This window comes from Flavobacterium faecale (genome assembly GCF_048320115.1).
Taxonomy (GTDB): Bacteria; Bacteroidota; Bacteroidia; order Flavobacteriales; family Flavobacteriaceae; genus Flavobacterium; species Flavobacterium faecale_A.
In genome coordinates this window covers 2,599,321-2,621,917 of record NZ_CP182943.1, presented here as the reverse complement: position 1 = coordinate 2,621,917, position 22,597 = coordinate 2,599,321, and the positions used below count along the sequence as shown (strand labels likewise).

The window sequence follows — 22,597 nt, the reverse complement described above, 5'->3', positions numbered from 1 at the left end:
TAAAGGGGGGATGGATAAGTTTTCCAAATAGGTTGTGCTAATTTTTCATTGAGGGCTTTCAACTCAGTCCATTTGACATAATGATACAATTTTTGCTCAATCACTCCATTTAAAGTACCTTTGTACAAAATAATACCATCTAATCATGAAACTCCATCTATTAGACAGAAGCAACCTCAACAACCGTTCGTTTACTACTAAATTAAACGATTATCCTTATTTTTTAAAAATTTGGCATTACCATCCCGAATTGGAACTAGTCGTTATTTTAAAAAGTGAAGGAAGCTGTTTTGTAGGAGATAGTATCGAAAAATTTGAAGTAGGAGACATTATTTTAATTGGAGAAAATTTACCGCATATGTGGCTGAACGACGAGGATTATTTCCAACAAAATTCGAATCAAAATGCCAAAGCAATAGCCATTCATTTCAAAAAAGATTACCTCGGAACCACCTTTTTTGAAACTCCCGAAATGAACCATATTTGGGATTTATTCAATAGAGCCCGATTAGGTTTAAAATTCTTGAATATCAATACGGAATTGATTCAAGACATTCAGAATATGTCAGAGCAAAATGGTTTTGAAAAAACAATGTCTTTTATCAACATCTTAAACCAACTTGCCAAACATAAGGAAACCAAAAGTTTGGCCAGCCAAGGTTTTGTACATTCCTTTAAACCTACTAAAAACGAAACCCAAGACAAAGTACATGCCTATATTTTTAAAAATTTCAATCAACCCATAACGCTCGAAGAAGTAGCTCAGATTGCTCACATGAATACTTCTGCGTTCAGTCGGTTTTTTAAACGAATGAACCGCAAAACTTTTTCCAGATATTTATCTGAAATCCGAATTGGGTATGCCTGTAAATTATTATTGGAAGACAAATCTACTATTGCCACTATTTGCTATGAAGCTGGTTTTAACAATATATCCAACTTTAATCGACAGTTCAAATTAATCATGAATTCTACTCCTTCCCTTTATGTAAAAGAACATAAAAATGATACTTTATAAGTGAGAAATATTGGGGACAAAAAATAGATTTTTTCAATAAAAACATTGATAAATTGCAAAAAAACCACACAAACTCACTTTAAGGCAAAAATAGTATTACCTTTAATCAAATATTAGGAAGTTTTGCTTCTGTATTCCTTGTAATATTGTATGCTGATTTATGTTAATCGCATAATACATTTCTATTTTAACTAATATAAAAACCATATTATGGCAATAAAAATTGATTCCAGGTACCCTTCGATAGACGACTTAAGAAACAAAGCGCAAAAGAAAATTCCAAAATTCGCCTTTGAATACCTTGATGGAGGTTGTAATGAAGATGTTAATTTACACAGAAATACTTCTGAATTAAGAGACGTCCAACTAAAACCAAATTATCTAAGAGACCACAACGGGTCTAGTATGAAAACCAAACTTTTTGGTATTGAATACGATGCTCCTTTTGGAGTAGCGCCTGTTGGATTGCAAGGGTTAATGTGGCCTAATGCAACAGAAATATTAGCTAAAGCGGCTTTTGAGCACAATGTTCCTTTTGTATTAAGTACTGTAACAACCAGTAATATTGAACGTATTAGTGAAATAACGGAAGGAAAATCTTGGTTTCAATTGTATCACCCTGCCAAAGACGAATTAAGAGACGATCTTATAAAAAGAGCGGCAGCGGCAGAATGTCCTGTATTGGTTATTTTATGTGATGTTCCTACTTTTGGCTTTAGACCAAGAGATGTTAGAAATGGATTGGCAATGCCTCCAAAAATGTCAGTTGCCAATATCCTACAAGTTATGGGGAAACCAGAATGGGCGTTACAAACGTTAATTCATGGACAACCTGGTTTTGCAAACTTACTACCTTATATGCCTAAAGGTTTAGACTTGAAACAATTAGGGAAATTCATGAACGATACCTTTTCGGGACGTCTTAATGAGGCTAAAATTAAGCCAATTAGAGATATGTGGAAAGGAAAATTAGTATTGAAAGGTGTGGCATCTGAAGAGGATATCGAAGAAGCGATACGTTTGGGTATTGACGGAATTATAGTCTCTAATCACGGAGGACGCCAATTAGACGCCGGAGAATCTTCTATCAATTCCTTAAAAAGATTAGTTGCAAAATATGGTGACCAAATCGAAATCATGATGGATAGTGGTGTTCGCTCTGGACCTGACGTAGCAAGAGCGATGGCATGTGGCGCTAAGTTTACCTTTATGGGACGCTCTTTTATGTACGGAGTTGCTGCTTTAGGTAAAAAAGGAGGAGATCACACAATGTCTTTATTGAAAACAGAATTACAGCAAGTAATGGAGCAATTAAATTGTGAAACTGTTGAAGATTTTAAGAATCATTTAATATAATAATTTATTCTATTGTTGCATTATAAAATAGCATCATAGTAAATTAGCAACGATAGAAAGCTTTTGCCCAAAACGTTGCGTATGCTAATAAAAAAGAAAGTTGTAATCCTTAGACGGTTACAACTTTTTTGTTTTTAAGAGCAAGCTGTTTTGATTACTCAAGAACCTTTCCTCCTGATCCCGACGCCTCGGGACATTATAGCTTTAGGACTTCATAAAAAAGCCATAAAGGGTCTTCCGAGACTTCGGAACCAGCAGGTCTAAAATTCATGTCTTGTTTTCAAAAACACTATTTATAAGAATAGTTTAATATATTTAAAAGGATAGATTATAAGAAAGAATCCTATTCCAATACAACCCAGTTTTGGGAGATATGGGAAGATTTGGTTTGTATAATTTATGAATTGGTGGTAATTTTAAGTGAAAATTGAGAATTCACGTTTTCAAATCAGTTATAATTCATTAGTCGAAATCATTGCTAAAATTATTAAAGATGGAGTAATTGGCAACGATTTTAGTCATCTAAAAAGAGGGCAAGTTGAATTAATAAAACACCCTCTTATGATTGGTATATTGATGATTTTCAAAAAAAATCTAAAATAAGTAGCGGTAAATAATTGAAATTTATTTATAGTAATTTTCGCCAAAAACTTAATGAATATTTATCCGAATATTACAATAATAAAATTACAAATTTTCAATGAACAAATCTAAAGGCTATCGCTCAAATCTTTGGTGTGGTAGACGTTTGTCTTAAAGCCGGCGCTATTCAATGTCTATTAGCAAGAATCCTAATTTGATTTTTTCATTAGTAATTCTTTATCAACTGCTATTAAGTCCTTAGCTATCATTTTATACGTCTTTTGTTTCATAGCATCTTTTCTATCGTCTTCAGGTATCCAATTTACTGGAAAAATCATCGATTTATTTTTATAATCTTCCAACATGTAACGCCCAGCTAATTTCCACATCGATTTTAGACTTGAAATATGATTCTCCGAAAGTTTCGGATATTCTAAAGGGTGCTCCAATCTCAATTTGCCCCTGTACTCCCTATTTTTCTCGAAATATTCGTCTCTCGTAATTGTCTTATTTCGCAACAGTGTACCCAGTTTAGATAGTTCTGGTGCATGTTTTTTTTCAAATTCGGATATTATCGATGCTGCCTGCATCCATTTATCATGACTTGCTTTCAAAACTCCAACTTTCCAGTAAGGATTAACCAGGTCCTTGTCTATTTTGGTTAGTGCCATGTGCGTTACATCCTCACGTTCTATTTGTTCCATATAATGGTTTACTAAGACATAATTTGCTTCTAGTTCTAATGCTATTTTTTTGGAATTTAATTCTGAAACTGATAAGGAATCAAAAGCTGTCTCACCTTTTTTTTGAGCGCTACAGCATAAAGAAATAAAGCAAATGAACATGCTAATTGTTGTTTTCATAATATAAAGAGTTTGTTTAGTTGGTAAGATTGATGCATTTGTATTAAAATAATAAAATTAAGATTTGAATGTAACTAAGATATTTTCATCCTGCCACACTTCTTTTGAAATGGCAAAAACTTTACTCTACAGTGATTCTTTGCATTTCAGATACCAACTGACCATCATTAGAGAATCCTTCAATCAAAACTTGAATTTCCTTTTGACCTTCTCTTGGAAATCTCAGTTCATAATTAGGATTATCTTCTAGCAGAATTGTTGGGCTCCAGTTTAAGGTTCCAAAAAGAGCGTATTCTTTATCTGTTTCAAAATAGGCATTTTTAAAATTGGTGTTATTTGCATAGCCTTTAGTAACCATAAACAAATCATGTTTTACCTTGAAATTGGATTTCCTTACAATTCCTTTTTTCAAGAAAATATCGATTACTACTCGTGAACCTATGTATCTAGTATTGGTGTTGTCAAAGTAAATTTCATCAACATCTGAAAGGTAGATTGAATAGAGTTCATTCAAATCGGCTATAGGGTTGTTGTCTATTCTGAATGTTGGCCTAACATCTTTATTGAATCCTCCCACACTTCTTACAAAAGGTTCTCCGGTTTCATTATCAATACCTGTCCTATAACCAGCCCCGTTCAAATAATCCATAATGGTTCCATACTCTTCGTCTATTTTGTAACCTGTAGCCATATTACTAACCAAATCCTTATTCACTAAGATTTTCTTGGTATCTAATGTTATGGACACAGACGCTAGCTCTATGAAGTTTTTACTGAAAGTAAATTTTTCTTCAGGTTTACTCTCAACAAACACAGGGCAATCTTTTTTTGGAATTTGTAGCGGAAAAACAAAATCCGACTCATTTTGAATCACATGAGTTTCTATTCGTGAATGCTTTCTCACACCTTTATCATTGGTTACTTGCAAAACAAATACAGTAGAATCTTGTGCAAAAAAGTTTTCAAATTTAAAATCCCCATTAGGTTTAATCATAGCGTCTTCAAAAACTTGGTTTTTTGTAGAAATTAGCGTGATTTTTCCTTTTGATTTTAAATTTGTATCTGTCTCTATTTTTCCACTAACAGTTACTCCTTTGTTGAAAGGATACACGATTTTAGGAATTTTGGTTTTAAAATCATCCCATGAAAATTTATTTTGATTTTGGACAAGCATTAACGCCTCCATATCTTGTTTTCTATTGTTGTTTTGGGGATCAAAGTAGAAATAATTATTTGGTTCTGGATTTTTGAGGTAATTATTGAGATAAAATGTCCCAAAGATTGATTTTTGTTCCAGTTTACAAATGTTTTTGGCAGGCAGTACACTAACGCTGAGATTGGCATTTTTAAAATCACTTTTACCAGATAGCTTAATACTATCATTTCTTGTTCTTATCGTTTGAAGACTATTGCTAGTTTTTTCTAAGCCATAGTGATAGAGTAATCGTTCCGAAACTTGGTGTAAATTTTCGTCTATTAATCGAATGCTGTTCACTCCGTTTGCTATGTTGATTTTGTCAAAGAACAAAACATGTTCCGTTTCTGTGTTGGCAAAACTAAACTCTTTTAAAATCGATTTTTCATTTTGGTGAATCAGTAAGGTGTATGTTTTATTGTTGAATATAGGAATCCCTTTTTCGTTCGTTTTTATAGAAATCGCTAATTTGTTTTTAGGGAGATTATTGTTATAACTTATAGCAATTCCTGTTTCTACAACTGGAGGTAAGGGTTGGGTTAATTTAAGTTTGTCATTATTGATCTTCAAAGTATATTTTTCTGATTGATCAGCAATAAAAGTGAAGGAACCATTCCCTACTCTATTGGTATTGAATCTCGCTACTTCATTGGATTTAGAATCCAGAATAAGCACATCATTAACTTCAATACCTTTTTGGTTGCAGTCTGTTATTTTTACACCAATAGTATTGTAAATGTTATCTATAATTTTACCCGATACTGGGTAAAAAGCAACTTTTGCTGTTTTCCACAAAGGCTCCTTAGATTTAAAAACATAAGGCTCGTCACGGTTAATGATTTCAATGGTTTGGGTAAAGGAATAATCTTCATTAAAATTATTCATCCAATTGGTATAAAAACGAAAGTGATAGATTCCCGATTTAAAAGACGCATCAAGTTTGAAAGAATATGAAAAAGTCCCCTTATCAGCATAGATCAATTGTTTTCTAACCACTTGATTGTTATCATCATAAACAACTAAATTCACATTAGTGGTATTGCTTTGTGGAACCTCACTGTTAAAACTCAAAACATAACCTTTACAACCAATTATTTCATTTGTTGTATAAACATCTTTATTAAATTGTACGTGTAAATTCTCACGATCCAATTTAAAATAATCTCCTAAAAGGTTTATAATTTTTTGTGAATTGGAATTGTCTTTCTTTACTTGAGAATAGGAAATAGTGCTCAATAAAAGACAACAGAAAAAAGCTATAATTCTCATATTTTATGGTGTTGGATAAAGGTTTTAATCAGCTTACTGTTTTTTTTTAAATAATAATTCTAACTATTGATTGCATCACAACAGTATTAATGAAGTAACCTAAAAAGCAGCTTACCCATTCTGATTATTATTATCAAAAATATCCTACTTACAAATCATTCTTGTACTGCTCTGTACTGTTTTTCATAATTATTAAATTTATCTCATGGCCGTAATAAACTCCATCTCAATTTGATTGAACTCTTTTTTGGTAGCGTATTCAATGGCTTGAATGGAATTTCTCCCTTGCTTTAATTTTTGCAAAATCATATCGACTGAATTGGGATATTTCATAAACAGAAAGGATACAAAAGAGTAAGAAACCGTATAAGAATAGCCTTCTTCAGTACCGTTTAGTTCTTGCCATTGACTGTGCGTCAATCCTAAAAACGTTCTTAAATTCAAGCTGTTTTTACCTGCATATTCTTTCATTTTATAGAATTTGTAACCTTGTATATCAGGTTTTATCTGGTCCTTACTAACTTCAAAACATTCAAAAAGTTCCGACATTCCTTCATTTATCCAAGCAGGCACATTGGGTAAAACTTGATGAATTATAGCATGTTGCGTTTCGTGGTACATCGTTTTCAAGTAAGCATTTCTCGTTTTATCTACAAATGCTTTTTGAGCAGAAGGATTATAAAAACCTGCTGTTTTATACTTTGTTGTACTAGAGTGCGATAGTTTCAGGTAATCTTTGTGCTTCCCTATGAGATCAATATTAACAGTGGTAGGTTCGAAATCAAATATTCTTTTATAATAATTAACTTGATATTTGGCCATTGCTTCTACCAGTTCTTTTTCGTGATCTGATATTTTACAATTGATGGGATTTACATTAGTATACTGCGCTAAACTATTGGAGCAATAGCCTATAAAAAGAACAATACAAAAGTAGTTTTTCATGTATGGGAAGTATTGATATAAGGCATTCGTGTTTAATGTTTGTCTGCTTAAAACAGACACGAATTGTCACGAATTTAAACGGTTATAAAAAATTCTCACCAATTTCATCTATTTTAGTTTGATTGGTAAAATTTAAGCATAATTTGGTTCGTGGAAATTATGTCAAAAAACATTTAAAATAAATTTTATAGGTTAAGCTTTTTAAAACAAATACCTTTCTATTTATTTTAGTCCAAAAAACCTCGAATACTTGAATTAATTCGTAATCGAGGTTTGTTAACTACTAAATTTAGGTGTTCTGTTTCTAAAAACTACTACTCCATATAAAACACCTCTTCCAATTGTATTGAAATAGGAGAATTATCAGGATTGACCTCCATGATATCCGCCATAAAAGCCCACCATTTTTGAACAATAGGATTGGAAGCTAAATCTTGTGAACCTCCCGTTCCTGACACCTTTTGAAAAGCAAAAAGCGTACTGGTTTCTTCATCCAGAAAAATGGAATATTCACTAACTCCATTATCTTTTAATAATTGATGTAATTCAGGCCAAAGTTCGTCATGACGCTTTTTATACGCTTCTTTTTGTCCTGGGTTTAGTTTCATTTTGAAAGCTAATCTTTGCATGGTTTTATGTTTTTTAGTTTAAAATTATTTTTCGAAATAGAATAGTGATTTTGATTTCCCGTCTTTAGGCGCACCGATGGCAGTATATTCTTTGACATTAAAAAGACTGCCAGCCATCATAAACAATTCATTGGAGTCTTCAACAACTCCATCGAGATCGTGGATTTGTTTGTAATTCCATTTTTTTTCTCCTTTGGTGTAGGGTTTCAAAAATTCATAGGCTTGTGGGATACTAGCACCGTCTTTGGATTTATAATTCCACAAATCTACCCCTACTTTTCTCCCCAAATAAGCCAACTGTGTAAAACCTCTCAAATTCATGATCGAATAGGACAAAGCTTTGGTTCGTTCCAACTCGTGTGGTTGTTCGCCTTTGGCATTAATTTGGCTAGCAATACGTTCCGTTTTCACAGCTTCCAAAACTTGTTTAGCGGCTTCTTTTTGGTCTAAAAACAATAGAATACTCGACACTTGAACATCGTACCAAGTACCGTGATTATTTTTGGTGTTTTTTTCGAAAACGCCATTCTCACTGGTTTGCAGCCATTGTAAATAATCGGCAAACCATTGTCGTAATCCTTCGCTTGTTTTGGCATCCATAGCGTGATTGATTTCTAAAATTTCAATCGCCGTAATAATATTGGTAATTCCTCCAAATTCAATAATTCCAATTCCTCTACCTGAATTCATTCCGGGAATTCCTTGTGCAAAATTAAGGTTGGGATTCATTTTAGTTTCTGGTTTGAGAAACCATACTTTTAGCAATTCGACTGCTTTATTGGCGTACTTTTTATCATCTGTAAAAAAATAAGCCAAAGCCAAATTGCTTGTATTTTTGAACATTTTAGTGGCAGTTTCAAAATCGGTACTGCCTTCTCTCGTTAGTGGGTTTACCTTTCCGTCTTTACGAATCCATGGCAAACCATCTGCTTTGGTCGGATCTGGCCACCAATAAGGACCTATAGATAAATAATCGTGCTTGCTCCCACTAGGAGGCGTTTGCGTTTTTTCCATTACTGAAAAACTGCCTTCGGTCATTGCTTTATCGGCTGTTTTCAAAAGATTTTTGTAGGCTAAAGAAAACTGAAGCGAATTTAGGTTTTGTTTTACATAGTCTAATTTTTCATAGTCTACCGCAGTTAATTTTTTTTCGTGTACGACTTGTTTTGTAGACAAATGGTTTGCCATAGCATTTGTAGATAGCGCAGTCAAGAATGTAACAGCAACTATTTTAATTGTGTTTAAAATCATAGTATCTCTTTAATATATTTTATGAAATTTATTTATAATAATGATGAATTCTAAGAATCAATTCACAAATCTGGATGATTCTATTATAGTTTTTTCAACAATATGTTTTTATACTCCACCTTCATTGGAGGTCCAACATGTACTTGAACTCCAATAAAACCTTTCATTGCACGATTGACGACATCATTATCAATTACTTCACTAATCAATATTCCGTTGATAAAGTGTCGTAATTTATTTCCATTTGCAACAATATGCACTTGATTCCATTCTTTATTTGTTGGTCCCAAATCAAGACTTGTTTTACCAACAACCTCTCTAGTTTGCCAGCAATTCTTAACTATATTCGATTTTAAATCCCCTGATGGGTCTGGTTTTACTTGGGTGTTGATCGTAACTATTTCACCACGATACGCTAATGTCGTCCGTTTTTTCTCTTCATAATTTTGTCCTGTAAACTTTTGTGCGCCATCAATATCACATTGGTATCCACGCAAAGCAAAGGGATTATTTTCTAAAACTTCACTTCTATAATTAATACCACTATTCCCCGATGCTGAAATACGGTATTCCAATTTAAGTTCAAAATTATCTGGATGTTCACCTTGCCAAATGATAAAGGTATTGCTCTTTAGAATCGTTTCGGGGGTGACTTCTCCTACTAAACAGCCCTCATTTACAGTCCAATATTTAGGATCTCCTTTCCAATTCGCAAGTGTTTTACCATCAAAAATGGAAACAAAACCAGCATAATTATTTGTTGCTATACTCTTGGTTCCTATACACGATTGTAAGCTATAAAATAGAAAGCTGTAAAAAAAAATATTTGTTAGTTTTTGTATCTTTTTTAATTCCATTTTTTTTTTATCGTTAATGAAAAACACTTTAAAACAAATAACCTAATTGCTTAGTATAGCATTAATTGTTTTAAAGTGTGAAAAGTTTCAATTATGAGAAGTTTGTAATTATTTTATTTAACTATTAACTTCTCGGAATATCTATTGTTTTGATTGTCGATAAGTTCGACAATGTAAACCCCTGCACTCATGTTATGATTATTTGGATAAACAACTACACTAGCAGATCCAGTAGTGTTTGTATAAACTTTAGTTCCTAAAACACTATAAATCGTTATACTTTTCCAATCGATAAGTTTTGTTTGAATTCTAAACTCACCTTTAACTGGATTTGGCAAAATTTCAATTTTATTCATTTTATCAAATGAAGACACACTCAAATCAACATCTTTTACTTCCAAAAGTCCTTTTTTATCAGCATCACCTGTAAGAGCGTAATTTTCAAAATTAAGTTGTGTTCCTTCACCAATATAAAGTGTAATATCTTTCTTCTCCGCTTTCACTTCTGTACGAACAATAGCAAAACGTCCATTAAAAGTTAAATTGAATTGAGGAAGACTAATATTCCCTGTATTATTTTCATTACAAATAATATAATCTGTGGTTTCTCTATCTGCCAATTTACTTTTTACAATAGCCCCTACAATTACATTATTAACGGTAATATTCTCTACTGATTGTACCGTTGCAGTGGCATTAGAGGAAGGTTCGAACACTGATACAAACGGCCTGTTCCATGCCTCACCTGTTTGTCTAACAGCTATTATTTGCGTTTTCTTACTCACATACCCATTTTTAGCCTCATAAGTAGCTGGTCCTAACGCTTTCGTATATTCTCTTGTTACACCAGCAGGCATAAGCATGTGCATGTATTTTCCCGTAGTCGTAAGGTCAAAACGGATTTTAACGGCATCGCTAATTCCTGTTGTTGATTCTGTACTTTCATATTGAAGCCAACCTGGAGATTGTTGCGTATCGTTTACAACTATTTGATATTTAGTTGTTGGTGTAACCACAAGAGTATTATTGGAAGCATCTTTAAGACTGGTTGCATCTCCAATATTATGGTAGATATAATCATGAAAATTATTAGTTGCTAAGGATTTAGAACGAAATAAATCAAAATAATAACCTGAAGTAGCACTGGTACGAATCGTACTTAGGGTACGTTGTTGGTCACAATTGTTAACATTATCATCCATAAACTGAGTCGCAAAACTAAAATTGGCACTCAATGGATTTTCTAGATGTTTCGGTTCTGACGCTATATTTACAACAGGATCTTGGTACAAAAATTTGTCATTCCCCCAAGCACCTGTTTTAGAAGTCCCACGAGAAGTACCGTTTACAATAACGGTATTGTTACCTGCATATTTATTAAAATACCCTTGAAAAGGCAAGGTTTGTCTTTCTGCTAACGAAGGAGGCAAGCCGCCGTTTGCAGCCATAACGTCACCCGCTCCATACAATTCCATCGAAATTCCAGCACAATGCGCATGCACATAATGAGCACCCCCAATGATGCCGCACAAGCCATATTCCGTATTATTCGTTGTAACATAGTTACGTTGCAAGGCTACTCCCGCGTGGTTAATTATAACTGTTGGTTTATAATCAAATGCTACAACAGAAGTATTAGGCAGGGGTTCACCCCAAAAAAGATCCAAAGCAACATAATTCTCAAAACCAGTAGCAGGAACACTAGTATTATAACCATTTGTGCTAGGGAAACTTTGTTTTAATGCTATTTCTGCCTGCGTTTGTATATTGGCATAACCGCGTCTTTTTGCAAAATTCAACGCGTATCTACTAATTTCATCCGTACCATCACTAGTTCTATGCGAATCACCGTAACGCACAAAGGTTCTATTAGGAAGCCTCAGATTTTCCATTAAAGAAGCACTTTCAAATAATTTGATATTATTGGCACCTGCATTCAGTTGCGGTTTCACTCTGTCAACCAAATTTAATATCAATTGAACATTAGGCATAAAACCATAACTTACAGATTCAGGCCAAAGTGCTTGTTCGGTAAACATTTTTAGAATGGTTTTGGTAAAAGAATTTTGACGCTTGGTACCTCGGTCCCAAAATAGAGTAAACATACGTTCTCTTTCGGTATCATCCTCTACACAAAGGATAGAAAACAAAGATCCAGGAGCAGTAAGTACGGGGTGATTGGATACTACTTGACCTTGTGTATCCAATCCTCCTGATTCTTTTAAGGTATTTCCAGCAATGTTTCTAATCACCGTTTGCGCTCGGGCATGGTCATACGGAACACGAGTGTTTGTAGCCTTGTTATAAACCGTTATTCCTGGCGTTTTTAGATAATTATAAACAAAATCATAAGCGACAGCCAATTGCGCATAAGTAGTACGAGGATCGTAAAAATAGTTACCACTAATAGTAGTCGTTGCGAGCGTACGAGTCGATAAATTATCAAAATAATAATTTAAAATATCAGCCGAAAAACTGGCGTACTTGACATCCTCAGTAATATAATACAGCATCGCCGAATAGGCTGCTGTAGACAACACTTTTCCATGAGCTGAAGTGTAAGGAGAAGCATAGGCCTCTGAATTTGCGTCATTAGCAGGAAAAAAATCTACCGTACTAAAGATTGCAGCGGGATTAGTAGTATGTGTGGTAATTTTAGAGTCTACGTTTGATTTCATCGAATTCACCATGCTATTAGCCCAACTGTTGGTACTTATTTTGGTTACTATTTGTTGCCTTTCAGCGGCTGTAGCATAAAGTACGGGATGCTGCAAACTTTGCGCAATAGAAGTCGTGTAAAGAATTACACTTAGCAATAGTGTTATTGCTGTTTTAAAATTAGGTATCATAATTTAATTTATGTTTGGTTGGGTTTAGTTAACGAGCTTTATTATATATCTAAAAATAAAATCCTATTGCATAGCATTTTTATAAGTTTCTATTATTTTTCTGGATGTTGCGCCACATACTCTAGCAAAAGTGTTTTTACATCATCCACCGTACCTAATTGCAATCCACCAGCAGTAGCTCCAGTAATCCAATAGAGTATCATTCCCGCATCAGAGCAATCGAATTTTCCTTTTTGAAATTTTACGATATTATCCACTTCTGCTAGTTTGCCTTGCAACCAAATTCCTTGTATGCGTGGGTCATTATGATTCTTTGCCCAATCCCAATCCGCTAGAGGTGTTTGCAATTTCTCGTTTTGGTCTGGGATGCGCACTTCTTCAACCCCAAAATCAAGTATCTCTTTCCATTTGAAAAAATCACCCGCATCATCATTAGCAGGATGGTGGGTAATTACTTTCACATATTGGCGTTTGTCTTTTTTGGCCGCTTTTAAGGCATAACCAATAATATCTGGTTCACCAGCTTCTACAATCCAAAGCGGATCAGCCTCCGAAGATGCATTGATAGCGTTACATAAATCTTTGACCGTTTTCTTTTGATTCCATTTGGCATCTAAAAAAGTCAATCCGTCAAATCCGCCCCAACGTCTGGAGGTTACCTCGCAACTTCCTTGCATTAAGGCATGACGCTCTCTTTCGGCTTGTTCCGAAATTTTTTGATTTCTAACCAAATCACAACTATGCGAATAATGAACCAAGCGATTCTCTAAACCAGCGCTACGCAACAACGCTAATGAAACGGCTGTTCCTGCTAGATCATCTGGATCAGGAGAATTTCCGTCGGCCACAATGGCGATTCTACCTACTGGTGGTTGTATTTTTTGTGCTGATGCTATTGTTGTGGACAACAATATGCCAAGGAATATTACTATTATTTTATACATCATATTATTTTATTTATTCTTTAAATTCCATATTAAATTGCAAATCAACCCTCTCAGGGTTTAAAACCCTGAGAGGGTTATAATCTACATTATTAATTTATAACTTTGAACGCTCTTTTTTGAGCATCTGCAGTCAGTTTGTTTCCTTTAAAATTGATCGACTCCCCTTCTCCAATGTACAAACTAATTACTGTCTTCCCTTTGGTTAGTTCGGTGCGTACAATACCATAGCGTCCTTTGAATTCAATGTCTAATTTTTTGTTCGAATAAGTTGCATCGGCTTTGTCTTGTGAGATGATGTAGTCTGTAATTTCTGTTTTTCCAACTTTTGAAACTACTTTTACACCAACTACTTTTTGTCCGTCTTTCAATTCTTCCACATTTTGAACGGATGAATTTTTAGATGTAGACGGTTCGAAAACAGAAATAAATGGTCTGTCCCAAGCTTCTCCTTGTTGACGAATTGCTAGCACTTGTGTTTTCTTTTTCACATAACCATTTTCGGCTTCACGAGTAGGAGGCGCCAAAGCCTTGGTGTATTCGCGCGCTTGACCACCCGGAATAAATTGGTGCATGTATCGATTATCGAATTGAATTTCAAAACGAACTTTTACCGGATCTGCTGTTGGTGCAGTTACCTTTGTATCTTCAAAATAGCGCCATCCTGGAGATTTTACTTCATCACCTATATCGTTTTGGTAACGATCGGTTGGCGTAACTTCAAGTTCTTTGTCGGTAGCATTGGTAATAACTGTAGCGTCTCCGATGTTATGGTAGATGTAATCTTGAAATTTATTTTCGCCTAATGATTTAGATCGAAAAACATCCAAATAATAGCCCGTAGTTTCACTGGTGCGAATGATTCCTAATGTTCGTTCTTGATCGGCATTATTGACTTCATCCTTTAAAAATTGGGTAGCAAAGTTGAAGTTTTTAGCAATAGGATCTTTCAAATGCTTAGGTTCTGAAGCAATATTTACTGCTGTATTTTGCCAAACAAAAGCCCCCCCTTTCCAAGAACCTTTGTCTAATCCGTGTGAAGTTCCGTTTACAACTACAGTATTATTACCCGCATACAAACGGTAATAATTTTCGTGAACAGGAATTTGTCGCTCTGCCACCGTAGCAGGAAGTCCCGCATTGGGAGCCATGACATAACCTGCTCCATAAAGTTCCATGGAGATTCCTGTTAGGTGTGAATGTACATAATGCGCGCCACCAATGATTCCGCATAAACCATACAATTCGTTGTTTTTCTCCACATAATTGCGCTGTAAAGCCAAACCTGCGTGTTTTACTAATACGGTTGGTTTTTGAAAATCGATACTTCCTTCTACTTTTTTAGGTACTGGAATTCCCCAAAACAATTCGAGTGGATCGAAATTATTAAAAATATTGTCAGACACCTTTGGTTTGTATCCTCCTACAGCATCATAGCTTTGTCTTAATGCTACTAAGGCTTGTTGTTTTAGATCAGTTAATCCACGTCTATCGGCAATATTCAAGGTATAACGATACAAATCGGCTGTCATATCATTATTCCTTTTAGAGTCACCAAAACGTACAAATTTGCGGTTTGGATATCTAATGTTATCAAAAAGGAAATTGCCTTCTAAAATATTTTTATGTCCATCGATGACATTCATTTCGGGTTTGATGCGATCGACAATATTTAAAGTCAAAGTGATAATGGGCATGAAACTATAGCTGGTTGATTCTGGCCAAATTCCTTGTTCCCCAAACATAGGTAAAATCGTTTTGGTGAAAGAGTTTTGATGTGCTGTTCCTTTTTCCCAAAACACATTAAACAAACGTTCTCTTTCAGCATCATTATCTATACAAAATATACCAAACAAGGCTCCTGTAGCGGTAAGAATGGGATGATTAGAAACAAATTTTCCATGTTTATCTGGCTTTCCGTACTCTTGCAATACGTTACCTACTACATTTGCCATAGCTTTTTGTGCTTTGGCATTGTCAAACGGAATTCGTTTTCCAGCTGCTTTATTATAAACAGTGGCTCCAGGTTTGGTTAGATAATTATAGGTAAAATCATAAGCCAAAGCCAAAGGCCCGTAAGTGGTTCTTGGATCAAAAAACTCATACCCGCAAATGGTTGTAGTTTCTGGCGTTAATGGTGCTAATACATCAAAATAAGCTGCTAAAATATCAGCAGAAAACTGAGCATATTTTTCGTCTTCTGTCAGGTAATAAAGTATTCCTGAGTTCGAAGCCAATGTCAAAATCTTATTGTGTGCTGCGGCGAGCGGACCGGCTTTTTTCTCTGAGTTCTCCCGATCATGTTTTGCAAAAACCGGAATTGCATTTAAAATCGCATTCGGATTAGACAAATGTGTTTTTAAGGAGCCATCAACTTGCTCGTGTAATTGATCTGAGATACTTTTTGCCCAATCGTATTTTTCGATATCTGCTAAAACCTTAGGTCTTTCTTCCTGTGTTACCCAAATTACTGGATGTTTTAGGGATTGCGCTGTGATTGTGTTTAGCAAAAAGGTCAAACCCAAAATCATTATTTTTTTTATGGTATTCATGCGTTTATATATTCTTGATTTTATTTTAATTTAAACCTTATTTAAAAGTTCATCACTTTAATTGAATTGAAATCGATCCAAATGGGCTATATCAGCTGTATCTCCTTTAAATACGATACAAATATCTTTTACATCTTTCAAATTATTCAGGGTACAATTCAGGTTTTGATAGCTTGACCAATTACCTGTTTTAGGAATTTTGGAAGTACCCAACAATTTCCCATTAGCTGATTTATCATGTACTTCAATAATTCCGCCATTTTTAGAAGAAAGATAAAAATTGATGGATTTTTTTTTCTCTAAATTTTTAATGTTTGGATAAACTAATGTACCGTTATTTTGAATTTTCTGAATTTCAAAACCTCCTAAAGGACATTCTTTTTTTTCTAATCCCAAAGCTTTCATGTACCATTCGGCTTGAATGAAATCCCAGTTGGCATCGTACTGACCAACACCAGTAGCAAAATGAGCCTCTAGATAATCCACATCATCTACCATAGACCCATCGTCTTTATAATGAAGATAAGTCATGTACGACTCTCTGTAATAAGCCACTTCTTTCCCTAAATGAAAATGGCACCAAGTATGAAACCATTGGTTGTTCCAAGTGAAATAATTACCGTGCGCTCTACTGTCCAATCCGTACTTATTATTTCCAGAACTTCCCACAACGGTATAAGGACCATATACATTTTTTGAAATGGCATAATGCGTTCCTGCTGACAAATAATAGATTCCGTTGCGCTTGTGTAAGTTGGGCTTATCGTTAGCTTTCATAAAATCCAATACATTTTTAAGAACAATTTCTTTGGGTTGCTCCGCCAATGAAATCATGTCTTCATTTAGTTTAGCGATATACCAATTTAGATTCTTATCATCGTCTCTATAATGTCCAAAAACGATATAGGCCTCACCGTTGTCATCTACCAAAACTGTAGGATCGTATTCCTTGGTAGAAGTCAAGTCAACATCAAGCATGGGTTTCCCAAGGGCATCGATATAAGGCCCCTCGGGTTTGTCTGCCACCATCACACCAGTATTAATATTACCATTCGAAAAATAGAAGTAATATTTGCCATTTTTGGTAGCCGTTTCGGTTGCCCAGCATTTTGTAGATTTTCCCATATAGGTTTCGGTTGGTAAAATACGGCGTTCCATTTTCCAATCTACCAAGTTATCTGAAGACCATATTTGCCAATCAGGCATCACAAAACCTTTGGCTTTTGGATCTTCATCTCTAGTGGTGAACAAATAGGCCTTATTATTAAAAATATAACAATGCGGATCTGCCATCCCAAAATCTTTTATAATCGGATTTTGACCTTTCACAAAGGAGCATGCAAAAAGAAATAATATGGATACGAAAACAATTTTATTTTTCATTTGCTTATCATTTAACATCATATATTAGTTGACTGGACTTATACCCGATTCGATGTGATTCTACCATTACTTTATCCCCTTTTTCCACAGGAAAAGAGTTTTGGTAAACAGACCAAGATGGTGGGGTTTTGCCATCTTGACCTATAATTTTGTATCCTAAAGAAGCGCCTTTAGTTTCAGAACTCAAAGTGATTTTACCATTCGATTCCATTATTTCAGGCATTGCCGTTATTGGCTGGCTATCACCACCCCAAAGCGTATGAATCAACTCTTTTTCAGCTAAGTTAGGCGTATCCTTTATGGTTTTCAACCAGTTGTCCATTTCGGTTCGTAATTCATTCAATTTATCTTTATAGAATGGATTATCAGCCAAATTGTTCAATTCATAAGGATCGGCTTTACAGTCAAACAATTCCTCTTTTGGTTTGGATTTCCGGAACCATTGCTCTTGAATGGCATTTAGTTTGCCCTCTTTATGCAGTCGCAATAATTCTTGCATGGTTGGGATTTGTTCCCTGTAAGACAAAGGTAAATAATAGCCTTGTTCGGGTCTATAATTTCGAATGTATTTGAATTGGTTGTCGCGTACGGCTCTGATGGCATCGGTTACTTCGTCAAAACGATCTGCAGCTGCATGAATGTATTTTCGTCCTTCTTTGGCTTTATATTTTCCTATAAAAGCTTGCCCTTGCAAATATTCAGGAGGTTTAATGCCTATCATCGAAAGTAAACTAGGTGCAAAATCCACAAAACTAATCAGTTGATTGTCTTTGGTTCCTGCTTTTTGTTTGTTTGGGTAACGAATGATCATGGGGGTGTTTAACCCCGAATCATAAACCAAACGTTTCCCTCTTGGTAAAGGCCCACCGTGGTCACTATAAAAAACAATAATGGTTTTTTCGAGTAAACCATCGGCTTCTAATTGTTTCAAAACCGCTCCAATTTGCTGATCCATTTCGGCAATGTTATTGTACAATTTCCACATATCTCTGCGTACCACAGCATTGTCTGGCAAGTAAGGCGGAATTTTGAATTGCGTATCTTTAGGCAAATGAATTGGCGTTTCGGCCTCGGTCATATTGCCATTCTTCCATTTGTAATTTCGATCGCCTGCATGATAATGTCTGGTTTCTATATTTCTAAAGCCATAAGGCTCAAAAAGTCCTGACTCATGGGTATTGGTAAAATTAAAAACAGCATAAAAAGGTTGCCCATTGGCTCTATTTCGCCAATGCGCGTAGGCGCTACTCTCGTCCCAAGCGGTTACTGGAGCATTGAATTGATAATCTTCTTTGTAATTATTCGAGCAATAATAGCCTTTCATTCGAAGCAACTCACTTACCATTTTTACTTGTGATGGCGGAACCGCTTCATAGGCTGGCAATCCTGTTTCTTTCATATATGAATTGGTTCGCATATTGTTGGCACCAATTGATGAAGCATACATTCCCGTAGCAATACAAGCTCTACTTGGAGCACAAACACCTGAATTTGAATATAAATTGGGGTAAACAACACCCTCATTAGCCAAACGTGTTAAATTGGGGGTCGCAACCGTATTATCTCCAAATGGCGGTAAATAGGGCCCAATGTCTTCTGTAACCAACCAAAGAATATTAGGCCGTTCGGGCAAATTTACCACTGCACCACTCGCATTTTCTTTTTGAGACTTACAGCTAATGATGGCTACAGATGTCAAAATAAGGAAAGCAAAAAAGGCCTTTTTAACGATTAACTTCTTCATTACAATTGAGTTATACTTTTATTATTTAAAATTTCTTAGCCCGGGAACAATTTTAACAGCAGTGGTTTTTTTGTCTTTTGGCCAGTTCAATATGGTAATTTTTTGTGTTTTCTCATCCCAAATAATATTAGAAGGGACAAAATCTTTTGGACATTTATACACTTCTAATCCAACATTTTTTAACGGATTGTAAAAGAGTACTACATCAGTATCTATTAGTATCGAAAAACCATCAGGATAATGCCTGTTGGCTCCCACAAAAATTGTAGAAGTTCCTTTGCTGTTATCTGTATTGATTTTAATATCCAATGTTCGAGTTGCAAAATGGAACAGAAAAGTTTGAATATCACCAGCAATAGTTTGTGGATAAGGTCTTGCAATTATATCCGTTATGTATTTGCGCTCAATGGTTCCAACGGCTTTTTTATCACTAAAAATGGACCAAGTAGAAGGACCATCAGGCATAAAATTTTGCATCGTTGTATTTCCCAAAAACCAAGCTTTTATAGAACCAACACCCATACGATCAAATACCTCAGCCGTTTTAATGTACATTTCTTGGTATTTTAATTGTCCAATTCTGCCGTCCATGATGGTATCGGTAGTTGCGAAAGTAGGAAAACCCCATTCCCCAATAAGAATTGGTGCTTTTAACATATCCGATTCTCTATCAAAACGATCCATTACAGGTTTAACTAAATCGGGTTTGTTTTGATAAATATGAGGTGCAAAAATGACATTTTTTCTATTGATAGGAGCTACTATCTCGGCATATTGATTGTTGTCAATCGCTTCGCCTTTGTTCATAAAAACAGATTGTACCAATATCATCTTATTAGCATTTATTTTCTGACTTTCGTCGATAATTTGGCGGTACAAGGGAATTAAATATTTTTCAGTAAGATCATTATAGCTTATGTCCATGGTCAATTTTCTTGGCTCGTTGACAACATCATATCCTAAAACTGAAGTATCATCTGCATATCTTTTCCAAATCACTTTCCAAGCGTCAATGTATGTATTGTATTGCTGTTTTTTATTCAGCCAAAACTCTTCCCAAACAAATTTATCAACTCCGTAAACGGTCATTTTAAAGACGGTTTTCATACCGGATTGTCTTCCTAAAGTCACTAAGGAGTCCAATTTTAAAAGATAATTCGGGTCTAATTTCCCTCCAGGAAAAGCGCTTAACTTCCCTAATTCCAAACGGATTACTTGTGCATTGGCTCCCATCCGAACCATTCTCATATAGTCATCACTATCAAAGAAAACTTCTCCTTTGCCGTCATTTGTATTCACTACAAACCCTCTTGGAATGATATGCCGACCTGATTCGTCTCTTAAACCATGTTTTATCTGCGCAAAAGTTGTGAATGATATAATAAAACACAACCAAAAAATCACTTTATATCCCATAAGATAAATTAAATAGTGAACCAAATTAAACCAAACAAACATAGTTCCTGTTCTGTATTGTACTGGTTAATTTGTAAAAAATAAAAAAAAGGCCGAAATAAAAATATTCCGGCCTTTACAAAAAACTAAAAACTTAACTAATTATTTCTATATCCATTATTTGTTGGATCTGACTTTAATAGATTTGGATTTTGTTGTAACTCTTGCAATGGAATAGGCAACAACACATGCCATGGTCTAATATTTGCTGCTGGATTCCAAAAACGATATTGTAGATTTTGCACTACATCTAATAAAATCCCCCATCTAATTAAATCGTATCTTCTGATACATTCACCAGCTAGTTCCCACTTACGTTCGTTATAAATAGCTTGTCTGAACTGCTGTTGAGTAAGTCCTTTAATTGCCTCGGCTTCGGCAGTAGTTGCATACGCACGGTTTCGTATTTCTTTGATATACTCATAAGCAGCAGTAGGGTTTCCTCCTGGTCGCTCATTCTCACATTCAGCAGCCATTAATTTAACATCTGCTAATCTAAACACCAATCTGTTTTCTGAGTGGTTAAATCTAGGAGAAGAGGTCAGGGATAAATTCATAAACTTTCTCATGTAGGTAAAAGCTAAATCAAAACCTAAATAATTATCCATGATATTCAACGGTCTTCTTAAGTCGTTCATTGGGAATTTTTCCGCAAAATCCTTTGACGCAATTTGCAATCCCGTTCCATTAAAAGCCTCACCTCTGGCAGTTAAGGCATTTCTTAATGCCGAACGGTCTGCGGTGTTTTTAGGCTCATCACCCAACCTAGGGTTAAACATACTTGGTCTCCAGTTCCCGTTTCCAAAAATAGGATTCAAATTTCCATTTGCATCTGCAACACCTTCTTCAAACTGTCCTCTAATGTCTTTAGCAAAATCAAGTGACCAAATAATTTCCTTATTATACTCATTGGCAGGATCAAAAACTGATGCATAAGTTGGCAAAATTTGATGTCCTGATTGGTTGATTATCTCAAGACATTTATCCAATCCTAGTTGCCATTGTTTTTGTTGCATATATATCTTAGCAGTAACAATTGCTGCTGCCCATTTAGAAGCACGGCCTCTTTGAGCTGCTGGATAAGTGGATGATAAATTGTCTTGAGCAAACTTTAAATCATCTAAAACACCAGCTAATATGGTAGCCTTAGGAGTCCTTCCCAAAACTTTAATGGCATCAATAGTAAGATTCGCAGTATAGTACGGTGCATCTCCCCACAGATTGGTAATATGCCAGTATGCCAAACCTCTTAAAAAACGAGCCTCAGCAATAACATCAGTTTGTACATTTTGAGAGATTGCATTATTACCGCCCACTCGATCAATGATTACATTTGTGTTTAAGATTACTTTATACAGGTCTTTCCAAGTATCAGAAACACTCATTTTCTGAATAGACACATCTGCTAACGCCTCATTCATGGTATAATTTCCAATGGCCTGAACAAAATCAGCAACACGATTGGGTTCTATGATATCTACTCCATTATCATAAAAATGATCCAGTCCTACCTGTCCATAAAGAGAGTTATTTTTATAAATTGCATAAACACCATTTATGGCTTGTCTTGCATCTGCCTCAGAAGCAAAAAAATTGTCTGGTGAAATAATATCACGTGGAACCTCTTCTAGAAAAGACTCGCAACTAAAGCAAGTGCTAATCAAAATAAAAAGAGATACATATATATTTATTGTTTTCATAATAA

Annotated in this window: 15 protein-coding genes; 2 read left to right on the top strand and 13 right to left on the bottom strand. The window is 35.0% G+C overall.

The window, feature by feature from the left end; genetic code table 11:
* Positions 1 to 145 precede the first annotated feature (145 nt).
* Complete coding sequence (locus tag ACNH59_RS10745; protein ID WP_418262547.1) at positions 146 to 1,018, top strand: AraC family transcriptional regulator; 873 nt, start codon at positions 146 to 148, stop codon at positions 1,016 to 1,018.
* A 210-nt stretch (positions 1,019 to 1,228) separates the two neighbouring features.
* Positions 1,229 to 2,374, top strand: coding sequence for an alpha-hydroxy acid oxidase (locus ACNH59_RS10740; protein WP_418262546.1), 1,146 nt, complete (start codon positions 1,229 to 1,231; stop codon positions 2,372 to 2,374).
* Between the two features lie 791 nt (positions 2,375 to 3,165).
* Here ACNH59_RS10740 and ACNH59_RS10735 read toward each other — a convergent pair.
* The 13 genes from ACNH59_RS10735 to ACNH59_RS10675 all read right to left on the bottom strand — a co-directional run bounded on the left by ACNH59_RS10735 (position 3,166) and on the right by ACNH59_RS10675 (position 22,592).
* Positions 3,166 to 3,819 (bottom strand): hypothetical protein, encoded by a 654-nt coding sequence (locus ACNH59_RS10735; RefSeq protein WP_418262545.1) that lies wholly within the window; start codon positions 3,817 to 3,819, stop codon positions 3,166 to 3,168.
* A gap of 121 nt (positions 3,820 to 3,940) precedes the next feature.
* Positions 3,941 to 6,283 (bottom strand): hypothetical protein, encoded by a 2,343-nt coding sequence (locus tag ACNH59_RS10730; protein WP_418262544.1) that lies wholly within the window; start codon positions 6,281 to 6,283, stop codon positions 3,941 to 3,943.
* Between the two features lie 198 nt (positions 6,284 to 6,481).
* Entirely contained in the window at positions 6,482 to 7,228 is a 747-nt protein-coding gene (locus ACNH59_RS10725; RefSeq protein ID WP_418262543.1) for a hypothetical protein, read from the bottom strand.
* 314 nt (positions 7,229 to 7,542) lie between these two features.
* Positions 7,543 to 7,857, bottom strand: a complete 315-nt coding sequence (gene rhaM / locus ACNH59_RS10720) for an L-rhamnose mutarotase (RefSeq protein WP_418262542.1) — start codon at positions 7,855 to 7,857, stop codon at positions 7,543 to 7,545.
* Between the two features lie 24 nt (positions 7,858 to 7,881).
* Positions 7,882 to 9,108 (bottom strand): alginate lyase family protein, encoded by a 1,227-nt coding sequence (locus ACNH59_RS10715; RefSeq protein WP_418262541.1) that lies wholly within the window; start codon positions 9,106 to 9,108, stop codon positions 7,882 to 7,884.
* Positions 9,109 to 9,191: 83 nt separating this feature from the next.
* Positions 9,192 to 9,965, bottom strand: a complete 774-nt coding sequence (locus ACNH59_RS10710; RefSeq protein ID WP_418262540.1) for a 3-keto-disaccharide hydrolase — start codon at positions 9,963 to 9,965, stop codon at positions 9,192 to 9,194.
* 113 nt (positions 9,966 to 10,078) lie between these two features.
* Positions 10,079 to 12,814 (bottom strand): T9SS type A sorting domain-containing protein, encoded by a 2,736-nt coding sequence (locus ACNH59_RS10705; RefSeq protein WP_418262539.1) that lies wholly within the window; start codon positions 12,812 to 12,814, stop codon positions 10,079 to 10,081.
* A gap of 92 nt (positions 12,815 to 12,906) precedes the next feature.
* A complete protein-coding gene (locus ACNH59_RS10700) occupies positions 12,907 to 13,761 on the bottom strand; it encodes a hypothetical protein (RefSeq protein WP_418262538.1) in 855 nt (284 codons plus the stop codon).
* Between the two features lie 89 nt (positions 13,762 to 13,850).
* A complete protein-coding gene (locus ACNH59_RS10695; protein WP_418262537.1) occupies positions 13,851 to 16,310 on the bottom strand; it encodes a hypothetical protein in 2,460 nt (819 codons plus the stop codon).
* Between the two features lie 57 nt (positions 16,311 to 16,367).
* Positions 16,368 to 17,693, bottom strand: a complete 1,326-nt coding sequence (locus ACNH59_RS10690) for a family 43 glycosylhydrolase (protein WP_418262536.1) — start codon at positions 17,691 to 17,693, stop codon at positions 16,368 to 16,370.
* 7 nt (positions 17,694 to 17,700) lie between these two features.
* Positions 17,701 to 19,437, bottom strand: a complete 1,737-nt coding sequence (locus ACNH59_RS10685; RefSeq protein ID WP_418262535.1) for a sulfatase — start codon at positions 19,435 to 19,437, stop codon at positions 17,701 to 17,703.
* A 21-nt stretch (positions 19,438 to 19,458) separates the two neighbouring features.
* On the bottom strand, positions 19,459 to 20,853 hold the full coding sequence (locus tag ACNH59_RS10680; protein ID WP_418262534.1) for a cellulase family glycosylhydrolase: 1,395 nt from the start codon (positions 20,851 to 20,853) through the stop codon (positions 19,459 to 19,461).
* 137 nt (positions 20,854 to 20,990) lie between these two features.
* Complete coding sequence (locus tag ACNH59_RS10675) at positions 20,991 to 22,592, bottom strand: RagB/SusD family nutrient uptake outer membrane protein (RefSeq protein ID WP_418262533.1); 1,602 nt, start codon at positions 22,590 to 22,592, stop codon at positions 20,991 to 20,993.
* Positions 22,593 to 22,597: the final 5 nt, after the last annotated feature.

Bases quoted from the DNA above. Each gene is read 5' to 3' on its own strand.
- ACNH59_RS10735 (WP_418262545.1), bottom strand. From the start codon at position 3,819: ATGAAAACAACAATTAGCATGTTCATTTGCTTTATTTCTTTATGCTGT.
- ACNH59_RS10705 (WP_418262539.1), bottom strand. From the start codon at position 12,814: ATGATACCTAATTTTAAAACAGCAATAACACTATTGCTAAGTGTAATT.
- rhaM (WP_418262542.1), bottom strand. From the start codon at position 7,857: ATGCAAAGATTAGCTTTCAAAATGAAACTAAACCCAGGACAAAAAGAA.
- ACNH59_RS10710 (WP_418262540.1), bottom strand. From the start codon at position 9,965: ATGGAATTAAAAAAGATACAAAAACTAACAAATATTTTTTTTTACAGC.
- ACNH59_RS10740 (WP_418262546.1), top strand. From the start codon at position 1,229: ATGGCAATAAAAATTGATTCCAGGTACCCTTCGATAGACGACTTAAGA.
- ACNH59_RS10730 (WP_418262544.1), bottom strand. From the start codon at position 6,283: ATGAGAATTATAGCTTTTTTCTGTTGTCTTTTATTGAGCACTATTTCC.
- ACNH59_RS10745 (WP_418262547.1), top strand. From the start codon at position 146: ATGAAACTCCATCTATTAGACAGAAGCAACCTCAACAACCGTTCGTTT.
- ACNH59_RS10715 (WP_418262541.1), bottom strand. From the start codon at position 9,108: ATGATTTTAAACACAATTAAAATAGTTGCTGTTACATTCTTGACTGCG.
- ACNH59_RS10725 (WP_418262543.1), bottom strand. From the start codon at position 7,228: ATGAAAAACTACTTTTGTATTGTTCTTTTTATAGGCTATTGCTCCAAT.
- ACNH59_RS10695 (WP_418262537.1), bottom strand. From the start codon at position 16,310: ATGAATACCATAAAAAAAATAATGATTTTGGGTTTGACCTTTTTGCTA.
- ACNH59_RS10680 (WP_418262534.1), bottom strand. From the start codon at position 20,853: ATGGGATATAAAGTGATTTTTTGGTTGTGTTTTATTATATCATTCACA.
- ACNH59_RS10675 (WP_418262533.1), bottom strand. From the start codon at position 22,592: ATGAAAACAATAAATATATATGTATCTCTTTTTATTTTGATTAGCACT.
- ACNH59_RS10700 (WP_418262538.1), bottom strand. From the start codon at position 13,761: ATGATGTATAAAATAATAGTAATATTCCTTGGCATATTGTTGTCCACA.
- ACNH59_RS10690 (WP_418262536.1), bottom strand. From the start codon at position 17,693: ATGAAAAATAAAATTGTTTTCGTATCCATATTATTTCTTTTTGCATGC.
- ACNH59_RS10685 (WP_418262535.1), bottom strand. From the start codon at position 19,437: ATGAAGAAGTTAATCGTTAAAAAGGCCTTTTTTGCTTTCCTTATTTTG.